We start from the raw sequence: 24,513 nt of genomic DNA, 5'->3' as shown, positions 1-24,513 counted from the left end.
CAGCGAACGATCCCAGGTCGGCCTCGGCCGCGCCGATGCGCGCCCGGTCAAAATCGATGAGTCGCACCTCCGAACCTCCCACCAGCACCTGGTCCGCGGAGAAGTCGCCGTGCACCAGGACGTACTCGGACGCGGCGCCGTCCTTCAGCAGCCGGGCGCGCAGCTCGGCTTCGACCCGCCGGGCCGGTTCCTCCAGTGCGGGGAGCAGGGACGCAACCATGGACCGCGTTGCCTGCAGCTGCGCGGCGATGTCGTCCCGCCAGACGTCCGGCCCCGCCGGGAAACCGCCGAGGGGGGATGCCGTGTAGCCTGGCCAGGGCTTCCCCCGCGCTGACGGCTCCGGAGTCGTCGTCGAGCCCGGCAAGGTCGCCGCCGCCCCAGGCCGCGCAGGCGCTGATGCCGTGCTCGAGGCATTCGGCGTCCCCAGTTGGGGGAGGTGCGGAACCCCGTGCAGGTTCAGCCGCTCCAGGAAATGGGCCTGCTGCTCGGCGCCCGGCCGGCGTTGCGGCGGCCTTGATGACCACCGGGGCACCGGAGTTCTGGACGAAGAGGACTAGGCGGCGTTCAGGCTTGTACCGCAGCACGCTGCCTGTGCCGGCCAGCACGCTGCCGGGCTGTTGCGGGAGGCCGAGCCGTTCCATGCCGTGTTCGCGCAGCCAGAGCAGGTTCCCGTAGAGAACCCAGTCGTCCTCGACGCCGCCCACCGCCACCAGGTTGTCGTCCTGCCGCGGATCGGGCCGCAGGACCCGGATGTCTCCACCGCGGGACCGGGAGGTGAGCTCGCGCCGAAGGAGCTTGGCGTTGCCGGCGCGCGTCCGGGTCATAGCCCAGCCGTAGTCGAAGGCACCGTTGCGGATACGGCGGAATGCCACCAGCAACGAGGTGCGCGGCTTGTAGCGGACCCGCGTGACGCGGACGGTTTCGCCGAGCAGCGAAGACAGCCGGGAACTGTCCAGCAGGTAGGGCAGGCCGGGCAGCGCATCATCGCGGCTGGCCAGGGAGCAGTCCGGATTTTTGAACGAGGCCTGCGCACCGGTCATGGCACTTCCAGCTTCTCTTCGGGCCGGCTGGGGTCCTCGTCATCCATCCAGCGGGCGAACCGGGTTCCGGGATCCCGCAGCAGCACTTCCGGGCGTCCCTCCTCCACGATCCTGCCGTTTTCGAGCCAGACGATGCGGTCGCACGAACGGGCGGAGTGGACATCGTGGGTGATGGTGATGGAGGTCCGTTCGCGCGTCAGGGCGGCGAGGGCCTGCAGTACGGAATCCCGGGAAGCTGCGTCCAGGCCGGCCGTCGCCTCGTCGAGGATGACGATCGGCGCCCGCCTGAGGATGGCGCGGGCAATCGCGATCCGCTGCCGCTGGCCGCCGGAGAGGTCCTTCGCCGCTTCGCCCAGCACCGTGTCGTAGCCGTCCGGAAGGGTTCGGATGAAGGTGTCGGCCTGGGCCAGGGCAGCAGCCTCCTCGATTTCCTGGTCCGTGGCGTCGAGCCGGCCGAACCGGATGTTGTCCCGGACGGAAGTGCCGAACAGCACGGAGTCCTGCAGCAGGATGGACACATGCGACCGCACGGACGCGATCTTGAGGTCCCGCAGGTCCTCACCGCCCACCCTGACCGATCCGGTGGCGGGATCGATCATGCGCAGGATGAGGCTGGCCAGCGTGGACTTTCCGGCGCCGGACGGGCCCAGGATGGCCAGATGCTCGCCGGCCGGAATGGTCAGGTTGATCCCGTGCAGCACCATTCCTTCGCCGTGGCCCGCGTATACGTCATCCATCACGATGTCCGGGTTCTTGCTGTCCAGTCGGCGGGCATGGGCGGATTCGGGCAGGTCCGTCTGGGCTTCCAGCAGGTCCGCCACGCGCTCGCCGGAGGCCGTGGCCCGGGCGAGCCGGCCAATCTGTTTCGCCACGTCCTTCAGGGGTTTCATGCCCGTCTTGAGGTACATCAGGAAGATCACCAGGTCACCCGGCGTGATCACGTGCTCCATGGCCCGCCAGCCGCCGCCAGCCAGCACAACCGCCGTCGCAGAGACAGCAGCACGTCGGTGCGCCGCTCAAGGCCGGCGGCCAGCCGCAGCGCCGCAACGCCCGTTCCCAGGGTGGCCTGGTTGCTGCTGCGGAAGCCGGAACTGATGGTGTCCTCCAGGCCGTAGGCCTGGACCTCCCGGATGGCTCCCAAAGTCTGCGCCGCCGTCGTGGCCAGGTGACCCTCGCCCTTGCGGGAGTTGCCGGCCGCCGCCGTGATCGGGCCTGAACTGGCGCGGGATAGGAGGACGAAGACCCCGCCGGCCACAATCACCACCAAAGAAAGCAGGGGATCCAGCCAGAGCAGGATGCCGATCATCGCCACCAGGGTGGCCATGTTGCCCATGAGCGGGAGCCCTGCGGTGATTGCCACGTCCTGCAGCCGGGACACATCGCCTACCAGGCGCTGCACGGTGTCCCCGGTGGACGCCTTCGTGTGGTGGCGCATGGACAGGCTCTGCACGTGGCGGAAGGCCCGCGCCCTCAGGTCCGCAGCGACCCTTGACCCGATGAGGGCGAAGCAGATGGAGGACCAGTAATTGGAGATGGCGCGCCCGATGCTGATGGCCACCACCGCTGCCCCGCACAGGATGAGGGTCTGCACACTAGCGTCCAGGGTGGGACCGGGTCTGTGCAGCGTGGCGCCCAGCGAGCGGGACACGGCGTCCACCACCAGCTTGAGGGGCCACGGTTCCACCAGGCGGAAAGCGACGTCGAATGCCAAGCCGGCGAATCCGCCCACCATGAGGAGGCGGTGGCCCTGGAGATGCGGGCGCACGCAGCGCAGTGTGCGCCGAAGCCCGGACTCCGGCTTGGGCGGCCGGGAGGGGTTCCGCCCGAGTCGGGGCGGCCGCCACGGCTTCCGCGCGACGGCCTCTTGCTGCCCTGACGGCTGCGCTCGGTGGGCGTGCGCGGTCATGATCGGGCCACCTCCTGCCGGGATGCCAGCGCCGCGGTGATCAGCGAAAGCACGCCGTCCCAGCTGCTGTCTCTTATACACATCTAGATGTGTATAAGAGACAGGCGGCGGCCCGGGCCTGGGTGCCCAGCCGTTCCCGGAGCGCGGCGTCTGACGCCAGACGTTTCAGGGCGGCGGCGAACGCCGCCGGATCGCCGGCGGCGACCATTAGCCCGGTGCGGCCGTGCTCGATGACGGCGGGAATCTGGCCCACGGCCGTGGCGATCACCGGCATGCCCGCTGCCAGGTATTCGTATACCTTCAGCGGCGAAAAGTAGTGGTCCTGGCCCGGCTCCGGCTGCGGATACGGTGCCGCGGCGGCGTCGCACTCGTGCAGCAGGCGCGGCACGGACTCTGGCAGCACCGCTCCTGTGAACTCGGCCTCCACGCCCAGCCGGGCGGCGAGCCGTTCGAGGTCCGGCCGGCCCGGCCCGTCGCCGATGATCCGTACCGTCCACAGGCCCGCTCTGTCCGGGTCAGCGTTGGCCCGGGCCACCGCCTCGAGCAGGTCCGGGACGCCGTGCCACGGCTTGAGGGTGCCGGTGAACGCCACCACGAAACGCCCGGAACCAGGCCGCCCGGGGCGCCCGCCCGGCCGCTCCCACGGCCGGGCGGTGATCCGGTCGGTGTTGACGCCGTTCGGCGCCAGCACGGTCCTGGCCTCGGGAACACGTTGCTTCACCCACCGGAGCACGGGCTCCGAGACGCAGGCCACGGCGTCGGCAGCCAGGGCGTTCCGGCGGAGCATCGACTCGGCGAGGCCAACATCAAAAAGCTGGCGGTACCGCTGCTGCTCCTCGATCAGCGGAGCGTTGACCTCCAGGACGGCCGGGACCCCCAGCGTGCCGGCCACCAAGGACAGAGCAGGGCTGAACAGCGAATAACGTTCGTAGGCCACGTCGCAGCCGTCGCGCAGGGCAGTGTCACCGAGCGAGTACGCCGCCTCTTCGACCGCGCGCTCCCGCCCGGCAGGCTCTGCCTTGCGGGGCGGCCGCTCGACGACGTCGAGCCCGCCGAGGTCGGCCGGCTTGTCGTTTCCGGCGCGGACGCAGTACACCGTGACGTCGGCCCCGGCCCTGCGCCAGGCGCGCACCATCTCCTGGACATGGACGGAGGATCCTTTGGTGCCGAAGACGGGGACGCCGGGATCGGCGCATATGTAGGCGACGCGCATCACGCCACCTTCCTTGCCTCGAGCGACAGGGCGCGGAGCATCTCCGCCTGGTGCCGCACGTCGTAGTCCCGTTCGATCAGGGCGCGGGCATTGCGCGCCAGGGACGCCCTGTCCGTTGACGGCGCACTGATGCGGCGGATGGCCTGGGCGAGGACGTGCGGATCGCCGGGCCTGGTCAGGATTCCCGTGCGCCCGTTGTGCACCACCTCGGGAATCCCGGTGACCGCGGTGGAGATGCACGGAGCGCCGGTGGCCATGGCCTCCAGTAGCACCGTGGGCATGCCGTCTGCGTTGCCGTCCGCCGCCACCACGCAGGGAGCAATGAAGACGTCGCTGGAATCCAGCAGCTCATGGACCTGGTCCTGGGTCTGCGGCCCCAGCAGCCTGACGTGGTCCGCCAGTCCCAGCTGTTCGACGGCGGACTGCAGTTGTGCGGCCAGCACTCCTGTTCCGGCGATTCTCAGGTCCAGGGGGACGCCTTGGGCCACGAGCTCGGCGGCGGCCGGCACAAGGTGCTGGAACCCCTTCTTTTCCACGAGCCGTCCGACGGCGGCCACGCGCACCGTGGCACCGATGGGCCGGGGGTCGCGGTACGGAAAGCGGTCGAGCTCCAGGCCGTTGCGCACCAGGTGCAGGCGGGAGGTGACGTCCGGGAAGCGGCGGCGCAGGAACCGCAGGTTGTAGGCGCTGATGGTCACCGCATGGTGGGCCTGGGCAAACTTGGTCCGGAGATCGTCGTCGGCGGTCTCAACAAAGATGTCCACGGCGTGGGCCGTGAAGGAATAGGGAATGCCGGTGATGGCCGAGGCGAGCCTCGCAACGGTCGTGGGGATCGACGCGAAGTGAACGTGCAGGTGCCTGATGTTGCGGTTCTGCAGGGCGACGGCGAGGTTGATGGCCTGGAGCGCATCATTCGTGTCCATGGTGGCCAGTTCCGTGAAAACCCGTGACACCGCCGGGGCGAGGCCGGCGGCTTCAGCGGCACGGAACGTCTCCCACACGCGCTCGGCGCTCTTCGGCCGGGCGATGTACGTCACCGGCGCCTTGACGCGTGCCAGTTCAGGATGGAACCGGGGGTCGTTGGGCGGACGGAGTGAGAAGATCTCAATCCTGTCCCCGGCGGCCTCGCGCGCCAGGATCTCGGAGACGATGAACGTCTCGGAGAACCGCGGGTACATTTTCAGGATGTAGGCGGTGCCCGGTTCAGATGGCAACATGCGCGGCGCCCTCCCGGATATGGTCCAGCGGACGGGTGCCAATGGATTCCAGCACGGGCAGCAGGAGGCCGGCGGCCAGCTGGGGCACCCGGACCAGTCCGTTGAGCTGTGCTCGCCGGCGGTCCACCTTGGTGCCGAGCTGCTTGACGAGCCAGTCGGCGAGGACGGCGGGCGTCAGCATGCCGATGTCGCGGTGTTCCAGGTAGCCCGCGGCGGCGAGGGATTCGGCGCGGATCCGCTGCTCGGAGCGTGACTCGGTCCGCGGCACAACGAGCGCCGGGACCCTGGTTGCCAGGATCTCGCAGACCGTGTTGTAGCCGCCCATGGAAACGATTGCCTCGGCGCGCCGCATGTGGAGCACCATGTCGTCCAGGGTGTCCACGATTTTGAAGCCCGCCTTGGCGCGCAGCCGGAGGTCGTTGAGCTGTTGCGCCGGCATTTGTGGCCCGGCCACGATCAGGTGGCCCACTCCCGGCGGCAGGGCGGCGTCGGACGCCATTTTCGCCAGGGCGTGGCCGTCGGCGCCGCCGCCCACCGTCGTCATGAAGTAGGGGCGCCGCATGCTCAGCTGCCCGGAACCCTGCGGCCGCCCGGCCGCCAGATATCCGGTGTAGTGGATCAGTTTGCGGAAGGAGTGCGGAATTTCGCCCGCGGCAACCGGATCGTGGACGGCAGGATCGCCGTAAACCCAGATGGCGTCAAACAGGGATGTCACGAGCCCTTCGCCGCCCTCGCGGTCCCACTCTGCAATGGCCGCTTCCGGCGAATCCAGGACTTCGCGCAGGCCCAGCACCATCCGCACCGGCCCGGCGGCGCGGGCCCGGCGCAGGGCCACTTCCAGTTCGCGGTGAATCCCGGTCGCATGCCGGTCCACCACCACCAGATCGGGGCGGAAACTGCCCAGGACCGATTCCAGCAGGGAAGCCCGCAGTGACACCAGGTCCGGCATGGGAACGTCGAGGCTCCTGGGACGGTAGCCGCCGCGGCCCTTTTCCACGCCCGGCAGGATCACCCAGTCCCAGGCGGGGGGAAGCTCGAATCCCGGGGCGAGCGTCGTGCCGGAAACCAGGACCCCGGTCACCTCACGCCCGATCAGTCCGGGAAGTTGGTTGGTCAGGGCATGGGCGAGGGCCAGATTGCGGCGCACGTGCCCCAGACCGAGGGAGTCGTGTGAATAAAGAACAATTCGTATGTGTTCCAAGGTGGGCCCCATAGCCTGCCGGACTCTCACCGGAATAACTCTTGATGTGCAAGCCAAAAGACAAGGCTTGTTCGGGAATCAGGGAATCATTAAAGAATTCTCATAAATGTCCGCCGCAAGATGTCGGAGGACATTGCCGACCAATTTCACGCTACCGACCAAGTTCTCGCTGACAAATGTCGAATCACAAAAGGAACAGTGCCTGGGCTGCTGGTGCCTGGGGGTGGCCGGCCTCGGCCAGAGACGAACGCCGCCACGAACGCCGCGAAGGCTGCCGTGTCGGCAAGGAGTAACAGGGCCCCGGCGCGGCGTGGGCTGCTCCGTCCGCGCCTGCCCGAATCAAAAACCAAGGCTATGAAGTACATGTGCATTAAGACCCCCGCGTCAATGGGAGGGTGGGAACTGACTCCCACGTTGCCACCGCTTGACGTTAAGGTCAATGCTCAAATTCAACGTTCCACCACTGAATTAAATGCATCGAATGGCGAATCTCGGAAAATGTTGGCGGGGGATCTGCTGCGTTGCTTTTCCTGCAATTTGGTGAGGTCTGTGGATGGGGCGCAGTCCGGATTTTATGCCCGGCCAGGAACGTGCCGGTCTGGCGGAAGTATGAAGGAAGCCTCCGCGCGAATCCTGCGGACTCAAGCGCGGAGGCTTCCGGCGCTCCGTCTTGGGGGGAAGCGGAGAGCTCGAATCCAATGTAGCGTCGCGCTGACGCGCACGTCGGCGGATCCGCCGGGTTTCGGAAATTCTTGACTAAACCTTGAGCCCGCCGGTGTCGTCGGTGGCTTCCGCCAGCCCGGAGAGCACGGCGGCCGGCGTCGCATCGGCGTCGATCTTCACGAAGTCCGTGTACTCCGGCAGGGAGCGGTAGGCGTCGCGCAGCGACTGCAGATCGGCCAGGGATTCCTCATCGGTGCCGCGGGCCACGATTCGCTCGTGTGCCCGCTTCGGACTGACGTCCAGATACGCCACCAGGTCCGGACGGGGCAGCGCCCCGATGAGCCGGGGAGAAGCCATCCGCGCGGCATGTTCCTGACCCGGCGCAGCGCCAGCTGGCACTGGAGATGGCGGTCCATGACCACCAGGCCGGGAAACCTCCGGGCCCGGGCATGGGACACCAGCACGTTGGTTATGCGGATGGCAGTCTCCACGGCATCGGCCAGTCGGGCCGGGAGCCGGGCGCCCAACCTGGTGCTGAGCAGCGACATCCTGCGCCGGCCCGCGTAGTTGCTGAGCAGCAGCGCTTTGTTGCCGCGCGCGCGGGCGGCGGCAACCAGGGCGTGGGCGGCCGTCGTTTTTCCTGAGCCGTCGATTCCTGTCAGGACAATGATCAAGTGGCCTCCTTCCGCCACTGGTTCCAACGACGCTCGGCGCGGGATCGTCCCTAGGTGAGGCACAGCTCACTTCGTGCAGCAGCGAGACCGGCACCTGGTCCCGGCGGCCGGTCCCGGCGCCGCTCCCCGCGGCCGATCCGGCGGGTCTCAGCCCTGGCGAGCCTTCATGCGCGGGTTCTTCTTGTTGATGACGAACGTCCTGCCGCGGCGGCGTACCACCTGCGCGCCCGGCATCTTCTTCAGTGCCCGCAGCGAGTTCCGAACTTTCATGCGTTGCTCCTTTGTTTGGGGTCTTTGGGATGGGTTTCGTCGGGCCCGGTTTCGCGTCCGGGTCCGTGCTGCGGTCCGCCGGGGTTGCGCCCTGGTCGGCCAGCCACGGGCCGGTGTTTTCCAGCCAGACGCGCGGCCCGATTCCCTGGACGGCGATCCGGCAACCCGGGGCTGCCGCTACCCACAGCCGGCCGCGGAGCCAGCAGCATCCCTGCGCCAGCGTGGCCAACGCGTGCCGGAACCGCTCGGGGTGGAGGGGCCGCTGAACCCGCTGGATGACGGTGGTAAAGGGTGCCGCGGGTGGTCCGGCCGGGGTCCGCACCGTGCCGGGAACGGTCCTGCCGGCGGCCTCCGCATGGTCATGCCGGCCACCGCGGATGCTGCCGGCGTCCTGCGTGATGTCCGCATGCGGCGCCAACTCCCGGAGCAACTGCAGGCCGCGGGCACGCCCCTCCGGGTCCACCGGGAAGAGTTCGGGATCGGCCCAAAGAATGGTGTCGTTGAACTGCAGCTCTCCGATGAGGAATTCTCCGGGGGTCCGCTCGTCGTCCGGGACGGGAGTGAACCCGGATTCGAACAAGGTGTAGTGGTCCCAGATGTGGTCTTCCACGGCATCCGGCGCGCACGCGAGTACGGCCGCGTCCACGGCGAACTCGTGGGCGGGTCCCCGCTTCAGGGCCTGGATGGCCGTCGACGAGGGAACCGCGGGCGGCAGCCCGACGATGATGTGGTCCTCGCCGAGCGCCAAGAGCCGCTCGACGGTGGGAACCACGTCCAGGCGCACCGTGCAGCTGAGGCAGCCGTGTTCCAGCAGGGTTTCCTCGCGCTCGAGGGGCCCGGACCGGCCGAAGATGCGGCGGATGACGCGACCGTTCTCGGGCAGGTCGTGGAGGACGATGACGGCCCCGGGGTGGGTGGCGGCCAGGGCCTGGCACGCCTGCTGCCGGCACAGGGCATCGAGGGAACTAACGACGGTGAGATGCATGGCTCCAACTAATGAGAATCGTTCTCAAATACAACTTGAGCCGCACCGCGGCTGGCCCGCCCCTCGAGCGCGCCATTCAACGGACGAGAAGTTCCATTAAGCGGTTAAACAATTCCGCAGTGCGGATGTAGCGTGCCGGAAACATGAGGTCCCTAGCGTTGCCTGTGACCGAACGGCACCCCTGTGCCGCCGCACATCGATAGGCAACCAGATGAAGCTCCCAGCGTCTCCCGCTGTCCAGGCACCGAAGAAGCCCTTCCACAAACAGCTGTTCTTCCAGATTCTCGTGGCGGTGTGCCTCGGCGTGCTTGTCGGGCACTTCTGGCCGGGCCTCGGCTCGAACCTGCGGCCCCTGGGGGACGGCTTCATCCAGCTGATCAAGATGATCATTGCGCCGCTGATCTTCCTGGTGATCGTCACCGGGATCTCTGCGGTGGGGGACGTCAGGGCCGTGGGCAGGGTCGGGGTGACGGCCCTGGTGTACTTCACGGGCGCCACGCTGCTCGCGCTGGTCTTCGGCCTGATCGTGGGCAACGTGGTCCAGCCCGGCGCCGGGCTGAACATTGACCCCGCCACGCTGTCGCAGGATGCGCTGGACGCCAAAACGGGGACTGCCCCGCCCAAGGACGCGGGCCAGTTCCTGCTGGGCATCATTCCCACCAGCGTTGCTGGCGCCTTCGCCTCCAACAGCCTGCTCCAGGTGCTCTGCTTCTCGGTCTTCTTCGGGGCGGCCATCGTGGTGGTGGGCCGTGAACGCTGCCTGCCGGTGGTGAACCTGCTGGAGACCGTGCTGGAGCTGTTCTTCAAGATCATGGGCTGGGTCATGCGCGTGGCGCCCATCGGCGCGTTCGGTGCCATGGCGTTCATCATCGGCCAGTACGGGCTCGGCTCCCTGGGCACCTACGCGGTGCTCATCGCCGCCTGCTACGGCGCGGCCATCATCTTCATCGGGCTGCTGTTCCTCGTTGCCTGGGTCTATCCGCGGGTGCCGCTGTGGCAGTTCATCAGGTATTCCCGCGAGGAGTTCCTGCTTGCCCTGGGCACGGCCTCCACCGAGTCCGTCCTGCCGCGCATCATGACCAAGCTGACCAACGCCGGGTGCTCGCGCGCCACCACCGGGCTGGTGGTCCCCACCGGCTATTCATTCAACCTCGACGGCGCCGCGCTGTACCTCTCCATCTCCCTGCTGTTCCTGGCTCAGGCCTTCGGCCACAACCTGGACCTGGGCCAGCAGCTCGCGGCCCTGGGCGTCCTCATGCTCACGTCCAAGGGCATGGCGGGCGTGCCGGGCTCGGCCTTCCTGGCGCTCTCCGCCACGGCCGGTGCGCTGGGCATCTTCCCCGTGGCCGGCGTGGCACTGCTGCTGGGGGCGGACCGCGTCATGGACTCCATGCGGGTCGCCGTGAACCTGCTGGGCAACTGCGTGGCCACCTTTGTGGTGGCGAAGTGGGAGGGCCAGTTTGACCGGGAGGCAATGCTCCAGGCGTTCCGCGGGGAAAGCGGTGAACGCCCGACGGCGGCCGGCGCGCCTGAGGTTCCTGCCGCCGTCGGCAGCGTGCCGGCGGGATCCGGCGAACGCGAGGTGGCTGAACCGGTGCGGTGACCCGCCGCCGTCGTGGGCTTCCTGGTGGCCTACAGCCGGACGCTGCCGCGGATGACGGTGCGGCTGGCGCCGCCCACCCACATGGTGTCCGCTTCGCTGGTAAGGGTGACCAGTCCGCCGCGTCCCAGGACTGTTCCCTGCCGGACCGTGTAGTCCCCGGCCACCACGCCTTCGCTGCGCAGCCACAGCGCCAAGCCGGCGTTGAGGCTTCCAGTGACGGGGTCTTCGGGCACATCCAGTCCGGGGGCAAAGGCCCGGACCTCGAAGTCCGCCGGGCCGCCGGGCTCGAAGGCGCCGATGACGCCGACCAGGAGGTCGCCCATGGCGGCGAAATCGGGCTTGAGGTCAACAACCTGCTGGGCCGTGGCCAGGCGGATTCCCAGCCACCCCGGGCCGTTGTCCACCCAGTTGCTTCCCAGAACCTGCTCCGGGCTGATGCTGAGGCTGGCCACCGCCTGAGCCAGCACCGCGGGTTCCACCGGGCCTGATTTGCGCAGGGGCGGCGCCGCGAAGGACAGCCCGTCTTCCGTGCGCCTGAGGTTCACCAGGCCGGCCCCGCATTCCTGGACCAGCTGTCCTTCACTGCTGGGCTGGCCGCCGTTCTCCAGCCAGGCGTGGGCCGAGCCGAGGGTGGGGTGCCCGGCGAACGGAAGCTCGGCGCGGGGTGTGAAGATCCGCAGCCTGTAGTCCGCCTCCGGGCGGGACGGCCGCAGCAGGAAGGTGGTCTCCGACAGATTGGTCCAGTTGGCGAAGCTCCTCATCTGTTCCGTGGACACGTCATCGGCGTCATGGACCACGGCGACGGGGTTGCCCGGCTTCGGTCCCGGCGCAAAGACGTCTACTTGCGAGAACGGATATTCGTTGACGGCGGCGCCCATGCTGCCCTTTCTCTCGGATTTAGCGGATCTTCTGACGAAGCCCTCATCCACGGTAGGCGGGTGGCCGGACGCCGCACCATAGCCACATCGCGAAAGTGGCCTCCGGTCAGTCCAGCTGTTGCCTAGTCCCGCTGTTCCGCCGGTTCGCGCGGAGTGGCGAGCCCGTCCACCACCTCGACGCCGGGCAGCTTCAGGAGCTCGGCCGGGGCGAGGACGATCTTGCTGGACCGGTTCCCGCCGCCTATGACCACCCGGGGCGCGTCCATGACGGCCCGGTCAACATAGACCGGGAGCCCTTCGATGCCGGGGGCGGTGACGCCGCCCACCAGCATGCCGGTCTGGGCCACGGTGGTTTCGGCGTCGGCAAAGGAGGCCCGCTTCACGTCCAGCAGGCCGCGGACGGAACGGTTGACGTCGAGGCGCGTGGTGCCGAGGACGACGCAGACGGCGTACCGGGGCGGGTCGAGCTTGCGGGACGCCACCAGGATGGTGTTGGCCGCCTGGTCGAGGGTGAAGCCGTAGTGCTCGCAGAACTCGGCGGTGTCCGCGAGTTCGGGGGAGCATTCGAGCACCTCGTGGCGGACGCTGTGGGCGGCCAGGGCGTCGGCCACCGCGGGCAGGAGGATCGTGTCAGTCACAGGAGTTCTCTCTTCCGGCTAAAGCGGCGGGCGGTATTCCCGCGACGCGCAGCCTGGCCGTCACGGCAGCGGCTTTCCCTGACGATAACCAGAAAGGCGGCCGCCGCCCAAGCTCTGGCCCAAGACACATCGTCAAATGGTCCTGCTCAGGCACCCACTGTCGCGCAGCGCCCGGACTCCTGGTCCAAAGCCTCTGCCCGCGCTCCGTTCCGGACCAGCAGGAAGTGCCGGTTGCTCACGGGCAGCCACATCAGCACCGTGCCGGCCAGCGTCAGCGCCAGGCCGGCCAGGATGGGCACCGACGGGTCCAGCGGCACGGCCAGCACGGACACGACGGCGGCCGCTGTCAGGAGGAGCCGCGCCCACCGCGCCCCGTGCGGCAGCTGGAGTGCCGCCCACACCTGGAGGGTAGTCAGCGGGACCGCGAATGCCACGATGTAGGGCACCGCCCACTGAGGCATGGACTGGCCGAAGTTGATTCCTGCCACGTCCAGGATGACCGGCACGATGCCGAATAGCACGGCGCTGGTGAGCCAGCACGCCGTCGATAATCGGATGGCCGCCGGTATGTCCCCGGGCGCGCCGGAATCCAAACGCTGTTCCCCCAATGAAGTCCCCAATCTTCAACATGCGGATACCGCGGTTTTCCGGCGGTGAGCACAGCCTACAGGGGCGGCCGGACAGCCGCCTGTCATATGCCCCGCGGCGGCCCCCAACATGCCCAGCCAGCCCAAGTTCGTCCCAAGCAGTCCGGACGTAGACTGGCCTTCAAATCACTTCGAGTGACGTGGAGTCCCGATGCTCTGGAAGCTGCTCGTTGAATACCTGCGGCCGCAGCGGCGGCTGCTGATCGCCGTCGTGGTTTTCCAGCTGGCGCAGTCCATCGCCTCGCTGTACCTGCCCACGCTGAACGCGGACATCATCGACGAAGGCGTGGCGAAGGGGGACACCGGGTACATCCTGCGGGTGGGCAGCCTCATGCTGTTCATCACGCTGCTGCAGATCGCCTGCGCCGTCACCGCCGTGTACTTCGGGGCGAAGGCCGCGATGGGCATGGGGCGGGACCTGCGCGGGGCCATCTTCACCCGGGTGGGCGAGTTCTCCGAGCAGGAAGTCACCCGGTTCGGCGCCCCGAGCCTCATCACCCGCTCCACCAACGACGTCCAGCAGGTCCAGCAGCTGGTGCTGATGTCCGCCACGCTCATGGTGGCCGCGCCCATGCTCAGCATCGGCGGCGTGATCATGGCCGTCCGGCAGGACGCGCAGCTGTCCTGGCTGATCGCCGTCAGCGTGCCCGTGCTGCTGATCGGCGTCGGCTTCATCGTCAGCCGGATGGTGCCGCTGTTCCGCAGCATGCAGGTCCGGATCGACACCGTCAACCGCGTGCTCCGCGAGCAGCTGGCCGGCATCCGCGTGGTGCGGGCGTTCGTGCGGGAGGATCTGGAGACCGACCGCTTCGCGCAGGCCAACGCGGACGTCACGGAGACCGCCCTGCGCGCGGGCCGGCTGATGGCGCTCGCCTTCCCGGTGGTGATGCTGGTGCTGAACGTCTCCAGCGTGGCGGTGATCTGGTTCGGCGCGTTCCGGATTGAGGACGGCTCCATGCAGGTGGGCACCCTCATCGCGTTCCTCAGCTACCTGCTGCAGATCCTGATGTCCGTCATGATGGCCACGTTCATGGCCGTGATGATCCCGCGCGCCGCCGTTTCCGCGGACCGGATCGGCGAGGTGCTGGAGACGGAATCGTCCGTGCGCCCGCCGGCCCGCCCGCTTGGCTTTGCCGGCGCGGGCGGCGGGCCGGGCGCCGTCGGCACCGGCGAGCTGGAGATGCGCGGCGTCCGCTTTGCGTACCCCGGCGCCCAGCAGCCCGTCCTCAGCAACATCACCTTCACCGCCCGCGCGGGGCGGACGACGGCGATCATCGGCAGCACGGGGTCGGGGAAAACCACGCTGGTGAACCTGATGCCCCGGCTCTTCGATGCGAGCGGCGGCACGGTGCTCATGGGCGGGGTGGACGTGCGCGAGCTGCACCCGGACCTGCTGTGGGGGCACATCGGGCTGGTGCCGCAGCGGCCGTACCTGTTCTCCGGCACGGTTCGCAGCAACCTGCTGTACGGTAAGCCGGACGCCACGGAGGACGAACTCTGGGGTGCGCTGGCCACGGCCCAGGCGCAGGACTTCGTCCGGGAGATGGAGGGCGGCCTGGATGCGCCCATCTCGCAGGGCGGCACCAACTTGTCCGGCGGCCAGCGGCAGCGGCTGGCCATTGCCCGGGCGCTGGTGAAGCGGCCGGAACTGTACATCTTCGACGACTCGTTTTCGTCGCTGGACACCGCCACGGACGCCCGGCTCCGCCAGGCGCTCAAGCACGACACCTCCGGGGCCACCCTGGTGATCATCGCCCAGCGGGTGTCTAGCATCATCGACGCGGACCAGATCCTGGTGCTCGACGACGGCAGGATCGTCGGGCGCGGAACGCACGGCGAGTTGCTGGAGACGTCCGAGACGTACCGGGAGATCGTGTCCTCGCAGCTGGCGGCGGAGGAGGCGGCATGAGCACCTCCAGCCGCACCGGGCGGGCCCCGGAAACCGGGCCCACCGCCGTCGTACGTCCTGCGGGTCCGGCGGGGAGCGCGGAACGGCCAGCAGGCCCGCCGCGGCCTCCGATGGGGCCGGGCAGGGGAGGGCCGTTCGCCGGGATGAATGTGCCGGCGGAGAAGGCGATGAACTTCGGGGCGTCGGCCAGGCGGCTGCTGGGGACGCTGCAGCCCGAGCGGCTGTGGCTGGTGCTGGTCCTGGCGCTCGCCGTGGCGAGCGTGGCGTTCTCGGTGATCGGACCGCGGCTGCTGGGGGAGGGCACCAACCTGATCTTCGCCGGCGTGGTCTCCAAGAACCTGCCGGCCGGGGTGAGCAAGGCGGACGTGATCGCGGGGCTGCGGGCGGCCGGCAAGGATTCACAGGCGGACATGATCGGCGCCATGACGCTGACGCCGGGGACGGGAATCGACTTCGCGGCGCTGCTCTCGGTGCTGCTGTGGGCGCTGGCGCTGTATGTGCTGGCGTCGGCGTTCGGCTGGATCCAGGCGTACGTGCTCAACGGCGTGGTGCAGCGGACGGTGTACCGGCTGCGCGAGCAGATCGAGGCGAAGATCCACCGGCTGCCGCTGCGGTACTTCGATTCGATCCAGCGCGGCGAGCTGCTGAGCCGGGTGACGAACGATGTGGACAACATCTCGCAGAGTCTGCAGCAGTCGATCTCCCAGGCGGTCACGTCGTTGCTCACCGTGGTGGGCGTGCTGGTGATGATGTTCCTGCTCTCCCCGGTGCTGGCGCTGATTGCGCTGGTGACGGTGCCGCTGACGCTGGTGACCACGGCGCTGATCGCGAAGAGGTCGCAGAAGCTGTTCGTGGCGCAATGGAAGCACACGGGAGAGCTGAACGGGCAGATCGAGGAGACGTACACGGGGCACGCGCTGGTGAAGGTGTTCGGCCGGCAGCGGGAGGTGGAGGAGCGGTTCCGGGAGAAGAACGGTGAACTGTTCGCGGCGAGCTTCGGGGCACAGTTCATCAGCGGCCTGATCATGCCGGCGCTGACGTTCATCGGGAACCTGGTGTACGTGGGGATCGCCGTGGTGGGCGGGCTGCAGGTGGCGTCCGGGGCGATGCAGCTGGGCGACGTGCAGGCGTTCATCCAGTACTCGCGGCAGTTCACCCAGCCGCTGGCCCAGCTGGGGTCCATGGCCAACCTGCTGCAGTCCGGCGTGGCGTCCGCGGAGCGGGTGTTCGAGCTGCTGGACACGGACGAGCAGAGCCCGGATCCGGCGCCTGCTGAGTCGCCGAACGGCGGGCGGGGCAGGCTGGTGTTCGGCGACGTCTCGTTCTCCTATTCGCCGGACAAGCCGCTGATCTCTTCCCTTTCTTTGGTGGCGGAGCCGGGGCAGACGGTGGCGATCGTGGGCCCGACGGGTGCGGGCAAGACCACCCTGGTGAACCTGATGATGAGGTTCTATGAACTGGATGCGGGGCGGATAACGCTCGACGGCGTGGACGTCACCGCGATGACGCGGCACGAGCTGCGCTCGCGGATGGGCATGGTGCTGCAGGATACGTGGCTGTTCGGCGGGACGATCCGGGACAACATCGCCTACGGCCGGCCCACTGCCACCGAGGCGGAGATTCTGGAGGCGGCGCAGGCGACGTATGTGGACCGGTTCGTGCACTCCCTGCCGGAGGGGTACGACACCGTGCTGGAAGACGAGGGTTCCAACGTTTCGGCCGGCGAGAAGCAGCTGCTGACGATCGCGCGGGCGTTCCTGGCCCGGCCGTCGGTGCTGATCCTGGACGAGGCGACTTCTTCCGTGGATACGCGGACCGAGGTACTGGTGCAGAAGGCGATGAGCGCTTTGCGCTCGGATAGGACGAGCTTCGTGATCGCGCACCGGCTGTCCACCATCCGCGACGCCGACCTCATCCTGGTGATGGAGGCAGGCCAGATCGTGGAGCAGGGCACGCATGCTTCCCTGTTGTTGGCCGGCGGGGCTTACTCGGCGCTGTACGCGGCGCAGTTCGCGGCTCCGGTGGCGGAGGTCTAAGGGCGGTCCTCGCGAAAGCAGAGGGTTGCGAGAGCGGCTGGTTACGGGGAGGAGAAAGCATGGATGGACGGAGCATCTCGCCCGTTCCAGAGTCAGCCGACGACGATACGGGGACAACTTGGCTGATTCAGCGGGCATGGCCGGACAAGACACCAGGAGAATTTGTCCTGGAGGTCCTGACTCCGGGGCGGCCCGGAGTCCGGGGAGCTCACCTGCGTCACGGGCAGTTCGAACTTATCCCGTTGGACGATCCGGGACTGCCCGCCTTGCGGCGGGAAGCACAGCAGGGTGAATTGATTTCGTACTGGCCCCACCACCAGGCGGTCGTCCGGGCGGAGGGTCGCTACATAAAGATCTTTAAGCGCGGCAGCGCCGTCGTGCCGGCCGAGCGTTGCGCACAGATGGACGTCCTACTGGACGTCGGCAACTTCACAACACCCAGAATCCTCCGGCAGAGCTCCCAGGAGGACGTCATCGTATTTAGCGCCATCGCGGGACAGACTCTGAACGAGCTGGGCCGGGAGGACGCCGCCGTCGGCGATGAAGCGTTCGCCGGGGCGTGGGAGAAATGGTCGCGGGCCTGGGTCGCGGAACTGAACGGATCCCATGGTCCCGCAGCGCAAAGCGTTCTCGACAGCCTTCCGCTCCGTTCACCGGAGTGGGAAGCCACGAAAATGTGTCGCCGGGTGGACGACTGGCTGCGGCACAATGAAAACGCCCCGGAGTTCTCGCCTCAGCGCGATGCCTTGCGCGCCGCTGCGGAGCATGTGGCCGTGAACCTGCTCCGGACGGCACCGGATCCGCTGGTGTGGGCCCACGGAGACCTTTACGACAGGCAGATCATCGTTTCCGACGGCGACATCCCGCCCGGGTTGCTGGACTTCGACAGTACGGCCCGGCACGAGGCCGCCCGGGATCTGGCCGGCCTGGACGTCCGTCTGGAGCTTCATCTACGAAACAACCGCATGACGCCCGAACGATATCTGACGGCTCACACGCAGGTGCTGGCCACCGCCGAGGAACTGCGCGTCAGTCCGGACCGGTTCGATGCGTACTCGGACGCCGTCTGGCTCCGTCTGGCACTTTCTCCGCTACCTGGCCGCTTCTCCCTGGCCATCGGCGTCCTCGCGGAACGGGCCGAAAAGGTACTGAGACAGTGAGCCGGCCCGCCAGATGACGGCATCGGCACATTCCTCGAACGCCCCTGAACCAGCAAGATGCCCGGGCACCGATTCCGAGGCGTCCGGGCATTCTTGGAGCAGGTGGAGTAAACACCCTAGAAGGTGATGCGCGTGCCTCCGCCCCAGGACGTGGTGGGTCCCGGAACCCAGCGCTGCGCCGATGCACGGCCCGCATTCAGGTAGTTGGGCTTCCGATAGGTCGCCACGACCCGGATGAACCTGTCCCGGTCATTCTGGGTAAGCCGGTACGTCGATCCGGTGGCTCCGGCGATCGGCTTCTCGTCCCGCTGCCACTGCCAGGTAACGGACGTTGCGGCGGGGAACGTCGCCGTCGTAGATGCCCGAAGAACCTGCCCCGCGGCGTAGGTGCCGTGCACGACGGGGTTGGCAAGCCTTGTGAAGACCGCCAGAGGCCTAATCGCACCTGAGGACATGGTGGCATTGACGGTGCCGGCGCGTTTGAACGTGACCTTAAAGGTGATCTGGTACCGGGATTGAGTGCCGCCGGGCCCCAAAATCGATTTATGGGGAGCAGGGCCCGGCGGCCTGGTCGGTCAGTTCATGGGGTGCGCTTCCCGACCAGATACTGAGAGTCTGCTGAGAGCACCCTAGAGTTAGCTAGTAACCTTGGGCCGCCCACCACGTGGTTCCCCCTTGATTTCGGACAGGGGATGGCTCCTGCAGCGCACGGAACTCTTTCCGTGGAACGGACCGGCGCACGCCGTCTTGAACCGCCCCGCGTTCGGATACGTGTGCTCAGTGTGGACGGAAATTCCGGCCGCACCGACCCGGGAGGTCAGGATCGATCATGAATAAGAGCATCCCACTAGTGGTCTTGGCCTGCGCCCTGGGCATCGCGGCTCTCACTGGCTGCGGGTCCTCACCCACGGGGGGCTCGACTGGGCAGGGCTCGTCTTCCTCGGCAAGTTCTTCGCCGGCAGGTTCCGGTCCTGCGGCATCGGCGCCGGCCGTGGCCGGAGCCGTGGTCCTGAAGACGGCCAGCACCTCGCTAGGAACCATCGTGGTCAATGAGAAGGGAATGGCGGTGTACTTCTTTGACAAGGACACCGCGAACTCGGGCAAGAGCGCCTGCGATGCCGGGTGCTCAATGATGTGGCCAGCGGTTAAAGCCACCACCCCGATGCCCGGCGTGGACGGGGTAACGGGCAAGGTCGGCACCATCAGCCGCGACGACGGAACGATGCAGGCGACCGTCAACGGGCGCCCGGTCTACACCTATGCCAAAGACATGGCCGCCGGCGACGTCAAGGGCCAAGGCGTTGGCGGGATCTGGTGGGCCGTCGCTCCGGGCGGTGACAAGGTCAGCGGTTCCACGCCTGGGTCGTCAGGGTACTGAGCAGCCGCCACCAACACCTCGGAACTCCTCGACTCTCCGCCCCTTCGGATAGACCCCTTCGAGGCGCTGATTGGTTCCCTATAGCTTGGCCGCCAGGATCGTCTTTCCACTGGCGAGCGAGCGGATCTCAATGCTGCCTATCTGGGCTACCGGGAGGCTGGTGGTTGCGGCGGGAGTCACTTCTGTCCCTGATCCCGCTGCCCAAGTCGCGACCTGGGTTCTTGTGCCGTGGAAGTCCACGATGACCAGTGCATACTCCGCGAAGCCAGAATCGCCGGAGTCCGATTGAGGGGGAAGGTTGCCCGGGGAAGACGTGTAACGGCATGTCCAGTCGATCCGTGTTCCCCAAGGCACCGCGGTGAGGGACCCTGTGGCGCTCAGTTGGGTGGGAGCGACCGGCGCAAACTTCAGATTGATTGCCGTGGTGGGCTGGATCTGCCCGGCAGGTGGCGCCGGAGCAGTGAGCATCACCGTCAGGCCCGAGGCTATCGCACTGGCCCCGAGTACCAGCGCGGCGACGGCCAGGCGCGTCCTCTTCCGGCGCCGCCGAACCTTTGCAGTCAGCCCTGGAAGCATGTTCGGGGAGGGCGCAGCCGTGCCATCGTTGATCGCTTCTGCGTCCGCCGGAGTCAGCGCGGCCAGCAGGCCGGGGAGCCCCGCGAGATCCACGACGGCGGCGGTGCAGGCATCGCATCGCGCGAGGTGCTCCTCGAACTCGTGGCGTTCCGAGGAGTTGAGGGATCCCAGAACATAGGCGGCGTCCCACTGGCGGTACCTGTCCATCCCGTTCGAAATCATAGTGTGACTCCCCGTTCCTGGAGGGCCAGCCGCATTGCCCGGAGCGCATAGTGGAGCCTGGACTTCACCGTGCCCTCGGCAACGTGGAGTTTTTGGGCGATTTCTGACGTGGTTTCGCCGTGATAGTAGGCGTGCATTATGACGTCCCGGTGCTCGGGGGAGAGGCCAGCGAGGGCGTCTCCTATCAGCCACGTATCGAGGATCCGATCGGTTTGATCCGCCGCCGCCGTCTCGGGCAGACTGTCGCCAGGGACTTCGTGCTGCTTGCGGGCGCTGCGCCGGTCATCGATGACCAGATGTCGGGCGACGGTGAAGAGCCAGGAGCGGACCGCCGGCTCCGGACGCTGCAACACGGCCGGATGCTTCCAGAGGCGGATCAGGGTCTCCTGCACGATGTCCTCGGCCGCGGCATGGTCCCTGGTGAGACCGCTGACGAATCGCCATAGAGCGGGAGCATAGGTCTCGTGCAGCAAACGAAGCATCTCATCCTGCTGATCAGCCATGTTCACCTCCCGCTAGCTATGACGTTGCCGGGCCGCCGACGGTTCATTCTGAACGTTGAAACAAGGTCAGCCACACGAAAGCGATCATCTGTGTCCGCAGCGGATTGCAGGCCCGAACTTCTTAGAATTTCGTGGCTGTGTTTCGCCCCTCGCCAGTCGTGCCTTATCACCGCGGCGCGAAGACGGCGCCGACGCTAAAAGTGCCCGGTACCAATTTCGTGATCTTGCAGAGGCGTGAGGCGCCGCATGGGGCGGCAACACCGTTCCAGCCCAGGAATTCTGTCACGGTCATGCCGCCCATCATTCCGACGTCGGCTCCTGGCTCCGCGTCAAGCGTCACCGTCTGCCCTACGCTGAAGGAAGCTGGCTGACAAAAGACGGTTCCCACCTGTCCTGAGAAGCAATTTACGCCCGCGGGGCTGCTCGTGACTGAACCTGAACCGCCGACAAGTGCGCCGTTCATGCTTCTGATCAGCTGATTCTCGATCGAAACGCTGATGGTGAATGCTGCGGCGGGCGGAGGCATCATAGGCGGAGGCATCATCGGCGCAGGCAGCGCAGGAGCTGGCGGTCGAGAGGGTGGCGTAGCGTGTTTTGGAGCCGTCGGTTTCGGGCGCAGGCTGGGGCTGGCTGGGGTATGTGCTGGAACAGTCCTGGCCGGTGTCCGCGGGGCCGCCGTCGAAGACGCCGCAGGTGCCCCCGCCGGGGCGGTTGGGCTTTGGGTTGGACCGGGCGGTGAGGTTGTGGACCCGGCCGTTGTCGCGGACGGCGCCGGGCCAGAGCAGGACGCGACCGAAAGGCAAATGAGTCCGGCCAAGACAAGCAGGGGATGCTTCGTGGCCTTCGCCGTCCGCGGGCGAGACATGGGCTGGTCGGAGGATCGGGTCCAGCGGGCCGTGGCCGCGTTTACGGCTGCCACAATGGCAGCGTTCGTCGTGGCTCTGGTGGTACTCATTATCTGGCCCTCCCGGGGCCCCTGCGGCTTCTGATTCGGTTCATTTCCCCGAGGCCCTAATACTCGTTTTCCCTGAATGCGATCCGGGCGAGGAGTACGCACTGGGGGACATTGCTCGTGCCCGTACATGAACCCGCCTGACCGAACCGTATTACTGGCATTACGGTATGGGGCTGTGTTTGGTTCAATGTCCGGGATGAGTTGTAGGGTGCCGGATCTCGTCATGCGCAGCGGGAGGTGAAGATGCCTGACCAGCAGGATGGGTCGGCTCCGTTGCTTTGCCTTGGTCGGCTCCGTTGCGAACATTGGCCGCCGAGGCACCTATGTGCCCGGCGCCTGCAGCACCCCAACCGCCGCCACCAAATAAGGCACCGGATCCGGATCCGTCCCGGCGGCCCACTGCATCCACGCCTCGAACGTCGCGCCCATGAACGCGGCACACAGATACCCCGCCACATCCTCACCGACCCCAGCCGAAACCAGGTACACCCGCGCCCTATCCCGCTGCGGCGCCAGGGACTCGTAGCTCCGGCTGGCCAGCTCGGGGTGTTCGGCGATCAGCCGCAGCCGGCCCCGCGTCACCGCGAGGTCAGGCAGAACAGAAACCCCCGCAATGGCCGCCTCCCGCAGCCGCGCCAGGACGTCCTCGCCGGCGCCGCCGGTAACCCGGGCTGAATCCAGAACCCGCCCAGACGCCTCGATCACCGGCTCCATGCCGCCCCAGATGAGCTCGGCTTTGCTGGAGAAGTAGCGGTACAGGCTCTTGCGCCCGATCCCCGCCTCGCGCGCGATGTCCTCCATGGACGTCTGCTCGTAGCCGCGCTCGGCGAACAGCTGCAGCGCGGTGGCGGCAACAGCGTCAGGATCAATCGTCACCGGGCGCCCGGTGGAACGCTGAACTGCGGTCTTCACAGCATCCGAAGGCATCCCATCAGTATTCACCCTTACATAATGACACGGAGTGTCATAAAGTGGACTCCACCCAATAAAGCAACGTCTGGATGGACATCATGGGCAACGAAGCCACATGGCAGGAAGCCACCACCAGCGGCCGCTTCGCCGGCAAGACCGTCATCGTCACCGTGCTGGACGCCGGCACCGGCTCTGTGGTCAACGTCGCCTCCGAGGCCGGCCTGCGCGGGTCCGCCGCCGGCGCCGCCTACACCGCGTCCAAGCACGCCGTCGTCGGTCTGACCAAGAACTCGGCCGTGATGTACGGGCCCAGGGGCCTGCGCTTCAACGCCGTGGCACCCGGCCCCACCATCACCAACATCGTGGCCAACTGGGGATCCCAGCTCGCGGCCGAACGGCTCGGCCCGCTGATGCAGGCCACCGTCCCCACACCCGCCACCGCCGCGCAGCTCGCCGCCTCCATCACCTTCCTGCTCAGCGACGACGGCACCAACATCAACGGCTCCATCCTCGCCTCCGACGGCGGCTGGTCGGCGCTGTAGGGGAGCGACACCAAGCGCAAGCGGACGACGGCGGGAGGTCCCGCCGTCGTCCGCCACCGTCGCGGCGCACAGCCGTGCTCGCCTCGAATAGGCTCCACGAGTCACGCTGGTGAACCTGATGATGAGGTTCTATGAGCTGGATGCGGGGCGGATAACGCTCGACGGCGTGGAGGTCACCACCGTCTCCCGGCGCGGGCTGTGCTGCGGATGGGCATGGTGCTGCATGATTCCTGGCTGTTCGGGGGGCCATCCGGGACAACATCGCGTACGGCCGGCCTTCGACTACCGAAGCGGAGATCCTGGAGGCAGCAAAGACGGCGTATGTGGACCGGTTTGTGCACTCTGCCGGAGGGCTACGGCGCCGTGCTCGACGACGAGGGCGCCAATGTGTCCGCCGGCGAGAAGCAGCTGCTGACGATTGACCGGGCGTTCCTGGCCCGGCCCTCTGTCTTGATTTTGGACGAGGCGACGAACTCGGTGGATACGCGGACCGAGGTGCTGGTGCAGAAGGCGAAGAGTACTTTGCGGTCCGACCGGACGTGCTTCGTGATCGCGCACCGGCTGTCCACGATCCGCGACGCCGACCTCATCCTGGTGATGGAGGCCGTGCAGATCGTGGAGCAGGGGACGCATGCTGAACTCTTGGCGGTGGGTGGGGCGTACTCGGCGCTGTACGCGGCGCAGTTCGCGGCTCCGGTGGCGGAGGTTTGAGTTCCAGGGTCTGAGGTCAGTGCCGGCGTTGGTCTTGGTGCGCCTGAGCTACGAAGTGCTCAACCCGACGATCCGGAACAAGCCAGATCAGCGCCACCACCGTATAGACCGCAACTCCCAACAAGGGCTGTACTCCGCTCAGCGCAAGGCCCGTCAAATAGATCAGCGGGGACGCCTTACCCTTCCAGTCCCTGCCGACGGCCCGGGCGAGGGCACCGTCCCTGCCCTGCTGGCGGATGAGGGCCTGCTGCAGGATGAAGTAGGCAATGGCTGCGCAGAGGAGATTGATCCCGTATACAAGAACCGGGACCTGCAGAAACCCGGACTCGTCCATCCAACGGGTGCTGAACGGGAAGAGCGACAGCCAGAACAACAGGTGCAGATTCGCCCAGAGGATCCCGCCGTTTACCCGGTCGGCCAAGTGGATCATGTGGTGATGGTTGTTCCAGTAGATACCCACGTATACGAAGCTGAGCAGGTAGCTGAGGAACGTGGGCAGCACAGCGGCCAACCCCTGCCACGTCGGTTCGTGGGGCACACGCAGTTCAAGCACCATGATGGTGATGACGATGGCCAGTACGCCATCGCTGAATGCCTCGAGGCGATTCTTGTTCACTGAGTTCCCTTCATCAGCGCATCATCCCAAGCCCCTGCCTCGTGGCCAATACCCGTCA

General features: G+C 67.4%; 23 protein-coding genes and 3 pseudogenes. 8 read left to right on the top strand and 18 right to left on the bottom strand.

Going from position 1 to position 24,513, the window contains the following annotated elements:
* Window positions 1–55: 55 nt before the first annotated feature.
* The 9 genes and pseudogenes from B1A87_RS25140 to B1A87_RS24410 form a co-directional block, all read right to left on the bottom strand.
* Window positions 56–220: pseudogene (locus B1A87_RS25140) on the bottom strand (aminoglycoside phosphotransferase family protein); the annotation flags it as partial.
* 816 nt (window positions 221–1,036) lie between these two features.
* Window positions 1,037–1,981: an ABC transporter ATP-binding protein gene (locus B1A87_RS24420; protein ID WP_260681117.1), complete on the bottom strand. Its 945-nt coding sequence runs from the start codon at window positions 1,979–1,981 to the stop codon at window positions 1,037–1,039.
* Entirely contained in the window at window positions 1,978–2,805 is an 828-nt protein-coding gene (locus B1A87_RS24415; RefSeq protein WP_260681116.1) for an ABC transporter transmembrane domain-containing protein, read from the bottom strand. Before B1A87_RS24415 ends, B1A87_RS24420 begins: the two co-directional genes overlap by 4 nt.
* Before the next feature lie 214 nt (window positions 2,806–3,019).
* Window positions 3,020–4,159 (bottom strand): glycosyltransferase family 4 protein, encoded by a 1,140-nt coding sequence (locus tag B1A87_RS21855; RefSeq protein WP_260681126.1) that lies wholly within the window; start codon window positions 4,157–4,159, stop codon window positions 3,020–3,022.
* Window positions 4,159–5,376, bottom strand: coding sequence for a glycosyltransferase (locus tag B1A87_RS21850; protein WP_078029622.1), 1,218 nt, complete (start codon window positions 5,374–5,376; stop codon window positions 4,159–4,161). Before B1A87_RS21850 ends, B1A87_RS21855 begins: the two co-directional genes overlap by 1 nt.
* Window positions 5,363–6,523 (bottom strand): glycosyltransferase family protein, encoded by a 1,161-nt coding sequence (locus B1A87_RS21845; RefSeq protein ID WP_260681115.1) that lies wholly within the window; start codon window positions 6,521–6,523, stop codon window positions 5,363–5,365. The genes B1A87_RS21850 and B1A87_RS21845 overlap by 14 nt, the downstream gene beginning before the upstream one ends.
* Before the next feature lie 810 nt (window positions 6,524–7,333).
* Window positions 7,334–7,914, bottom strand: a pseudogene (locus B1A87_RS21840) (thymidylate kinase).
* Between the two features lie 147 nt (window positions 7,915–8,061).
* Window positions 8,062–8,184 carry a type B 50S ribosomal protein L36 gene (ykgO, locus tag B1A87_RS21835; protein ID WP_056624948.1) on the bottom strand — a complete coding sequence of 41 codons (123 nt, stop codon included), beginning with the start codon at window positions 8,182–8,184 and terminating at the stop codon, window positions 8,062–8,064.
* A gap of 151 nt (window positions 8,185–8,335) precedes the next feature.
* Window positions 8,336–8,413: pseudogene (locus B1A87_RS24410) on the bottom strand (hypothetical protein); the annotation flags it as partial.
* Between the two features lie 3 nt (window positions 8,414–8,416).
* On the opposite strand from B1A87_RS24410, the gene B1A87_RS24405 reads away from it, so the two are divergent.
* Together B1A87_RS24405 and B1A87_RS21825 are read left to right on the top strand one after the other, a co-directional pair.
* Window positions 8,417–9,181 (top strand): hypothetical protein, encoded by a 765-nt coding sequence (locus B1A87_RS24405; protein ID WP_260681114.1) that lies wholly within the window; start codon window positions 8,417–8,419, stop codon window positions 9,179–9,181.
* Between the two features lie 199 nt (window positions 9,182–9,380).
* The gene (locus B1A87_RS21825) at window positions 9,381–10,772 is read left to right on the top strand and encodes a cation:dicarboxylate symporter family transporter (RefSeq protein ID WP_078029623.1); all 1,392 of its coding nucleotides are present in this window, start codon (window positions 9,381–9,383) and stop codon (window positions 10,770–10,772) included.
* Window positions 10,773–10,801: 29 nt separating this feature from the next.
* Here the strand turns inward: B1A87_RS21825 and B1A87_RS21820 are convergent, their stop codons facing one another.
* The 3 genes from B1A87_RS21820 to B1A87_RS21810 form a co-directional block, all read right to left on the bottom strand.
* Window positions 10,802–11,650: a PhzF family phenazine biosynthesis protein gene (locus B1A87_RS21820; protein WP_078029624.1), complete on the bottom strand. Its 849-nt coding sequence runs from the start codon at window positions 11,648–11,650 to the stop codon at window positions 10,802–10,804.
* 122 nt (window positions 11,651–11,772) lie between these two features.
* Window positions 11,773–12,288: a YbaK/EbsC family protein gene (locus B1A87_RS21815; protein WP_221937618.1), complete on the bottom strand. Its 516-nt coding sequence runs from the start codon at window positions 12,286–12,288 to the stop codon at window positions 11,773–11,775.
* A gap of 146 nt (window positions 12,289–12,434) precedes the next feature.
* A complete protein-coding gene (locus B1A87_RS21810; RefSeq protein ID WP_185982434.1) occupies window positions 12,435–12,881 on the bottom strand; it encodes a hypothetical protein in 447 nt (148 codons plus the stop codon).
* 205 nt (window positions 12,882–13,086) lie between these two features.
* On the opposite strand from B1A87_RS21810, the gene B1A87_RS21805 reads away from it, so the two are divergent.
* The 3 genes from B1A87_RS21805 (at window position 13,087) to B1A87_RS21795 (ending at window position 18,040) form a co-directional block, all read left to right on the top strand.
* Complete coding sequence (locus tag B1A87_RS21805; RefSeq protein WP_144275929.1) at window positions 13,087–14,844, top strand: ABC transporter ATP-binding protein; 1,758 nt, start codon at window positions 13,087–13,089, stop codon at window positions 14,842–14,844.
* Window positions 14,841–16,880: an ABC transporter ATP-binding protein gene (locus B1A87_RS21800; RefSeq protein WP_078029625.1), complete on the top strand. Its 2,040-nt coding sequence runs from the start codon at window positions 14,841–14,843 to the stop codon at window positions 16,878–16,880. Before B1A87_RS21805 ends, B1A87_RS21800 begins: the two co-directional genes overlap by 4 nt.
* Window positions 16,881–17,281: 401 nt before the next feature.
* Window positions 17,282–18,040: a phosphotransferase gene (locus B1A87_RS21795; RefSeq protein ID WP_260681113.1), complete on the top strand. Its 759-nt coding sequence runs from the start codon at window positions 17,282–17,284 to the stop codon at window positions 18,038–18,040.
* A 116-nt stretch (window positions 18,041–18,156) separates the two neighbouring features.
* On the opposite strand, the gene B1A87_RS21790 is transcribed toward B1A87_RS21795, so the two are convergent.
* The gene (locus B1A87_RS21790) at window positions 18,157–18,576 is read right to left on the bottom strand and encodes a hypothetical protein (protein WP_078029627.1); all 420 of its coding nucleotides are present in this window, start codon (window positions 18,574–18,576) and stop codon (window positions 18,157–18,159) included.
* 293 nt (window positions 18,577–18,869) lie between these two features.
* On the opposite strand from B1A87_RS21790, the gene B1A87_RS21785 reads away from it, so the two are divergent.
* Complete coding sequence (locus B1A87_RS21785; RefSeq protein ID WP_078029628.1) at window positions 18,870–19,418, top strand: hypothetical protein; 549 nt, start codon at window positions 18,870–18,872, stop codon at window positions 19,416–19,418.
* A gap of 78 nt (window positions 19,419–19,496) precedes the next feature.
* On the opposite strand, the gene B1A87_RS21780 is transcribed toward B1A87_RS21785, so the two are convergent.
* The 4 genes from B1A87_RS21780 to B1A87_RS21770 form a co-directional block, all read right to left on the bottom strand.
* Window positions 19,497–20,216, bottom strand: a complete 720-nt coding sequence (locus B1A87_RS21780; RefSeq protein WP_078029629.1) for an anti-sigma factor — start codon at window positions 20,214–20,216, stop codon at window positions 19,497–19,499.
* Complete coding sequence (locus tag B1A87_RS21775; protein ID WP_078029630.1) at window positions 20,213–20,719, bottom strand: sigma-70 family RNA polymerase sigma factor; 507 nt, start codon at window positions 20,717–20,719, stop codon at window positions 20,213–20,215. The genes B1A87_RS21780 and B1A87_RS21775 overlap by 4 nt, the downstream gene beginning before the upstream one ends.
* A gap of 166 nt (window positions 20,720–20,885) precedes the next feature.
* A complete protein-coding gene (locus tag B1A87_RS23190) occupies window positions 20,886–21,059 on the bottom strand; it encodes a hypothetical protein (protein ID WP_185982433.1) in 174 nt (57 codons plus the stop codon).
* 936 nt (window positions 21,060–21,995) lie between these two features.
* Window positions 21,996–22,601 (bottom strand): TetR/AcrR family transcriptional regulator, encoded by a 606-nt coding sequence (locus B1A87_RS21770; protein ID WP_078029632.1) that lies wholly within the window; start codon window positions 22,599–22,601, stop codon window positions 21,996–21,998.
* A gap of 83 nt (window positions 22,602–22,684) precedes the next feature.
* On the opposite strand from B1A87_RS21770, the gene B1A87_RS21765 reads away from it, so the two are divergent.
* Complete coding sequence (locus tag B1A87_RS21765; RefSeq protein ID WP_260681112.1) at window positions 22,685–23,128, top strand: SDR family NAD(P)-dependent oxidoreductase; 444 nt, start codon at window positions 22,685–22,687, stop codon at window positions 23,126–23,128.
* 321 nt (window positions 23,129–23,449) lie between these two features.
* The gene (locus tag B1A87_RS25135) at window positions 23,450–23,839 is read left to right on the top strand and encodes an ATP-binding cassette domain-containing protein (RefSeq protein WP_395940286.1); all 390 of its coding nucleotides are present in this window, start codon (window positions 23,450–23,452) and stop codon (window positions 23,837–23,839) included.
* A 16-nt stretch (window positions 23,840–23,855) separates the two neighbouring features.
* Here the strand turns inward: B1A87_RS25135 and B1A87_RS21755 are convergent, their stop codons facing one another.
* Window positions 23,856–24,455, bottom strand: a complete 600-nt coding sequence (locus B1A87_RS21755; RefSeq protein ID WP_078029634.1) for a TMEM175 family protein — start codon at window positions 24,453–24,455, stop codon at window positions 23,856–23,858.
* Window positions 24,456–24,513: the final 58 nt, after the last annotated feature.

Source organism: Arthrobacter sp. KBS0703 (assembly GCF_002008315.2).
Lineage (GTDB): Bacteria > Actinomycetota > Actinomycetes > Actinomycetales > Micrococcaceae > Arthrobacter.
Note: the sequence above shows the minus strand (reverse complement) of the source record. Positions and strands in the feature narration are given on the sequence as shown.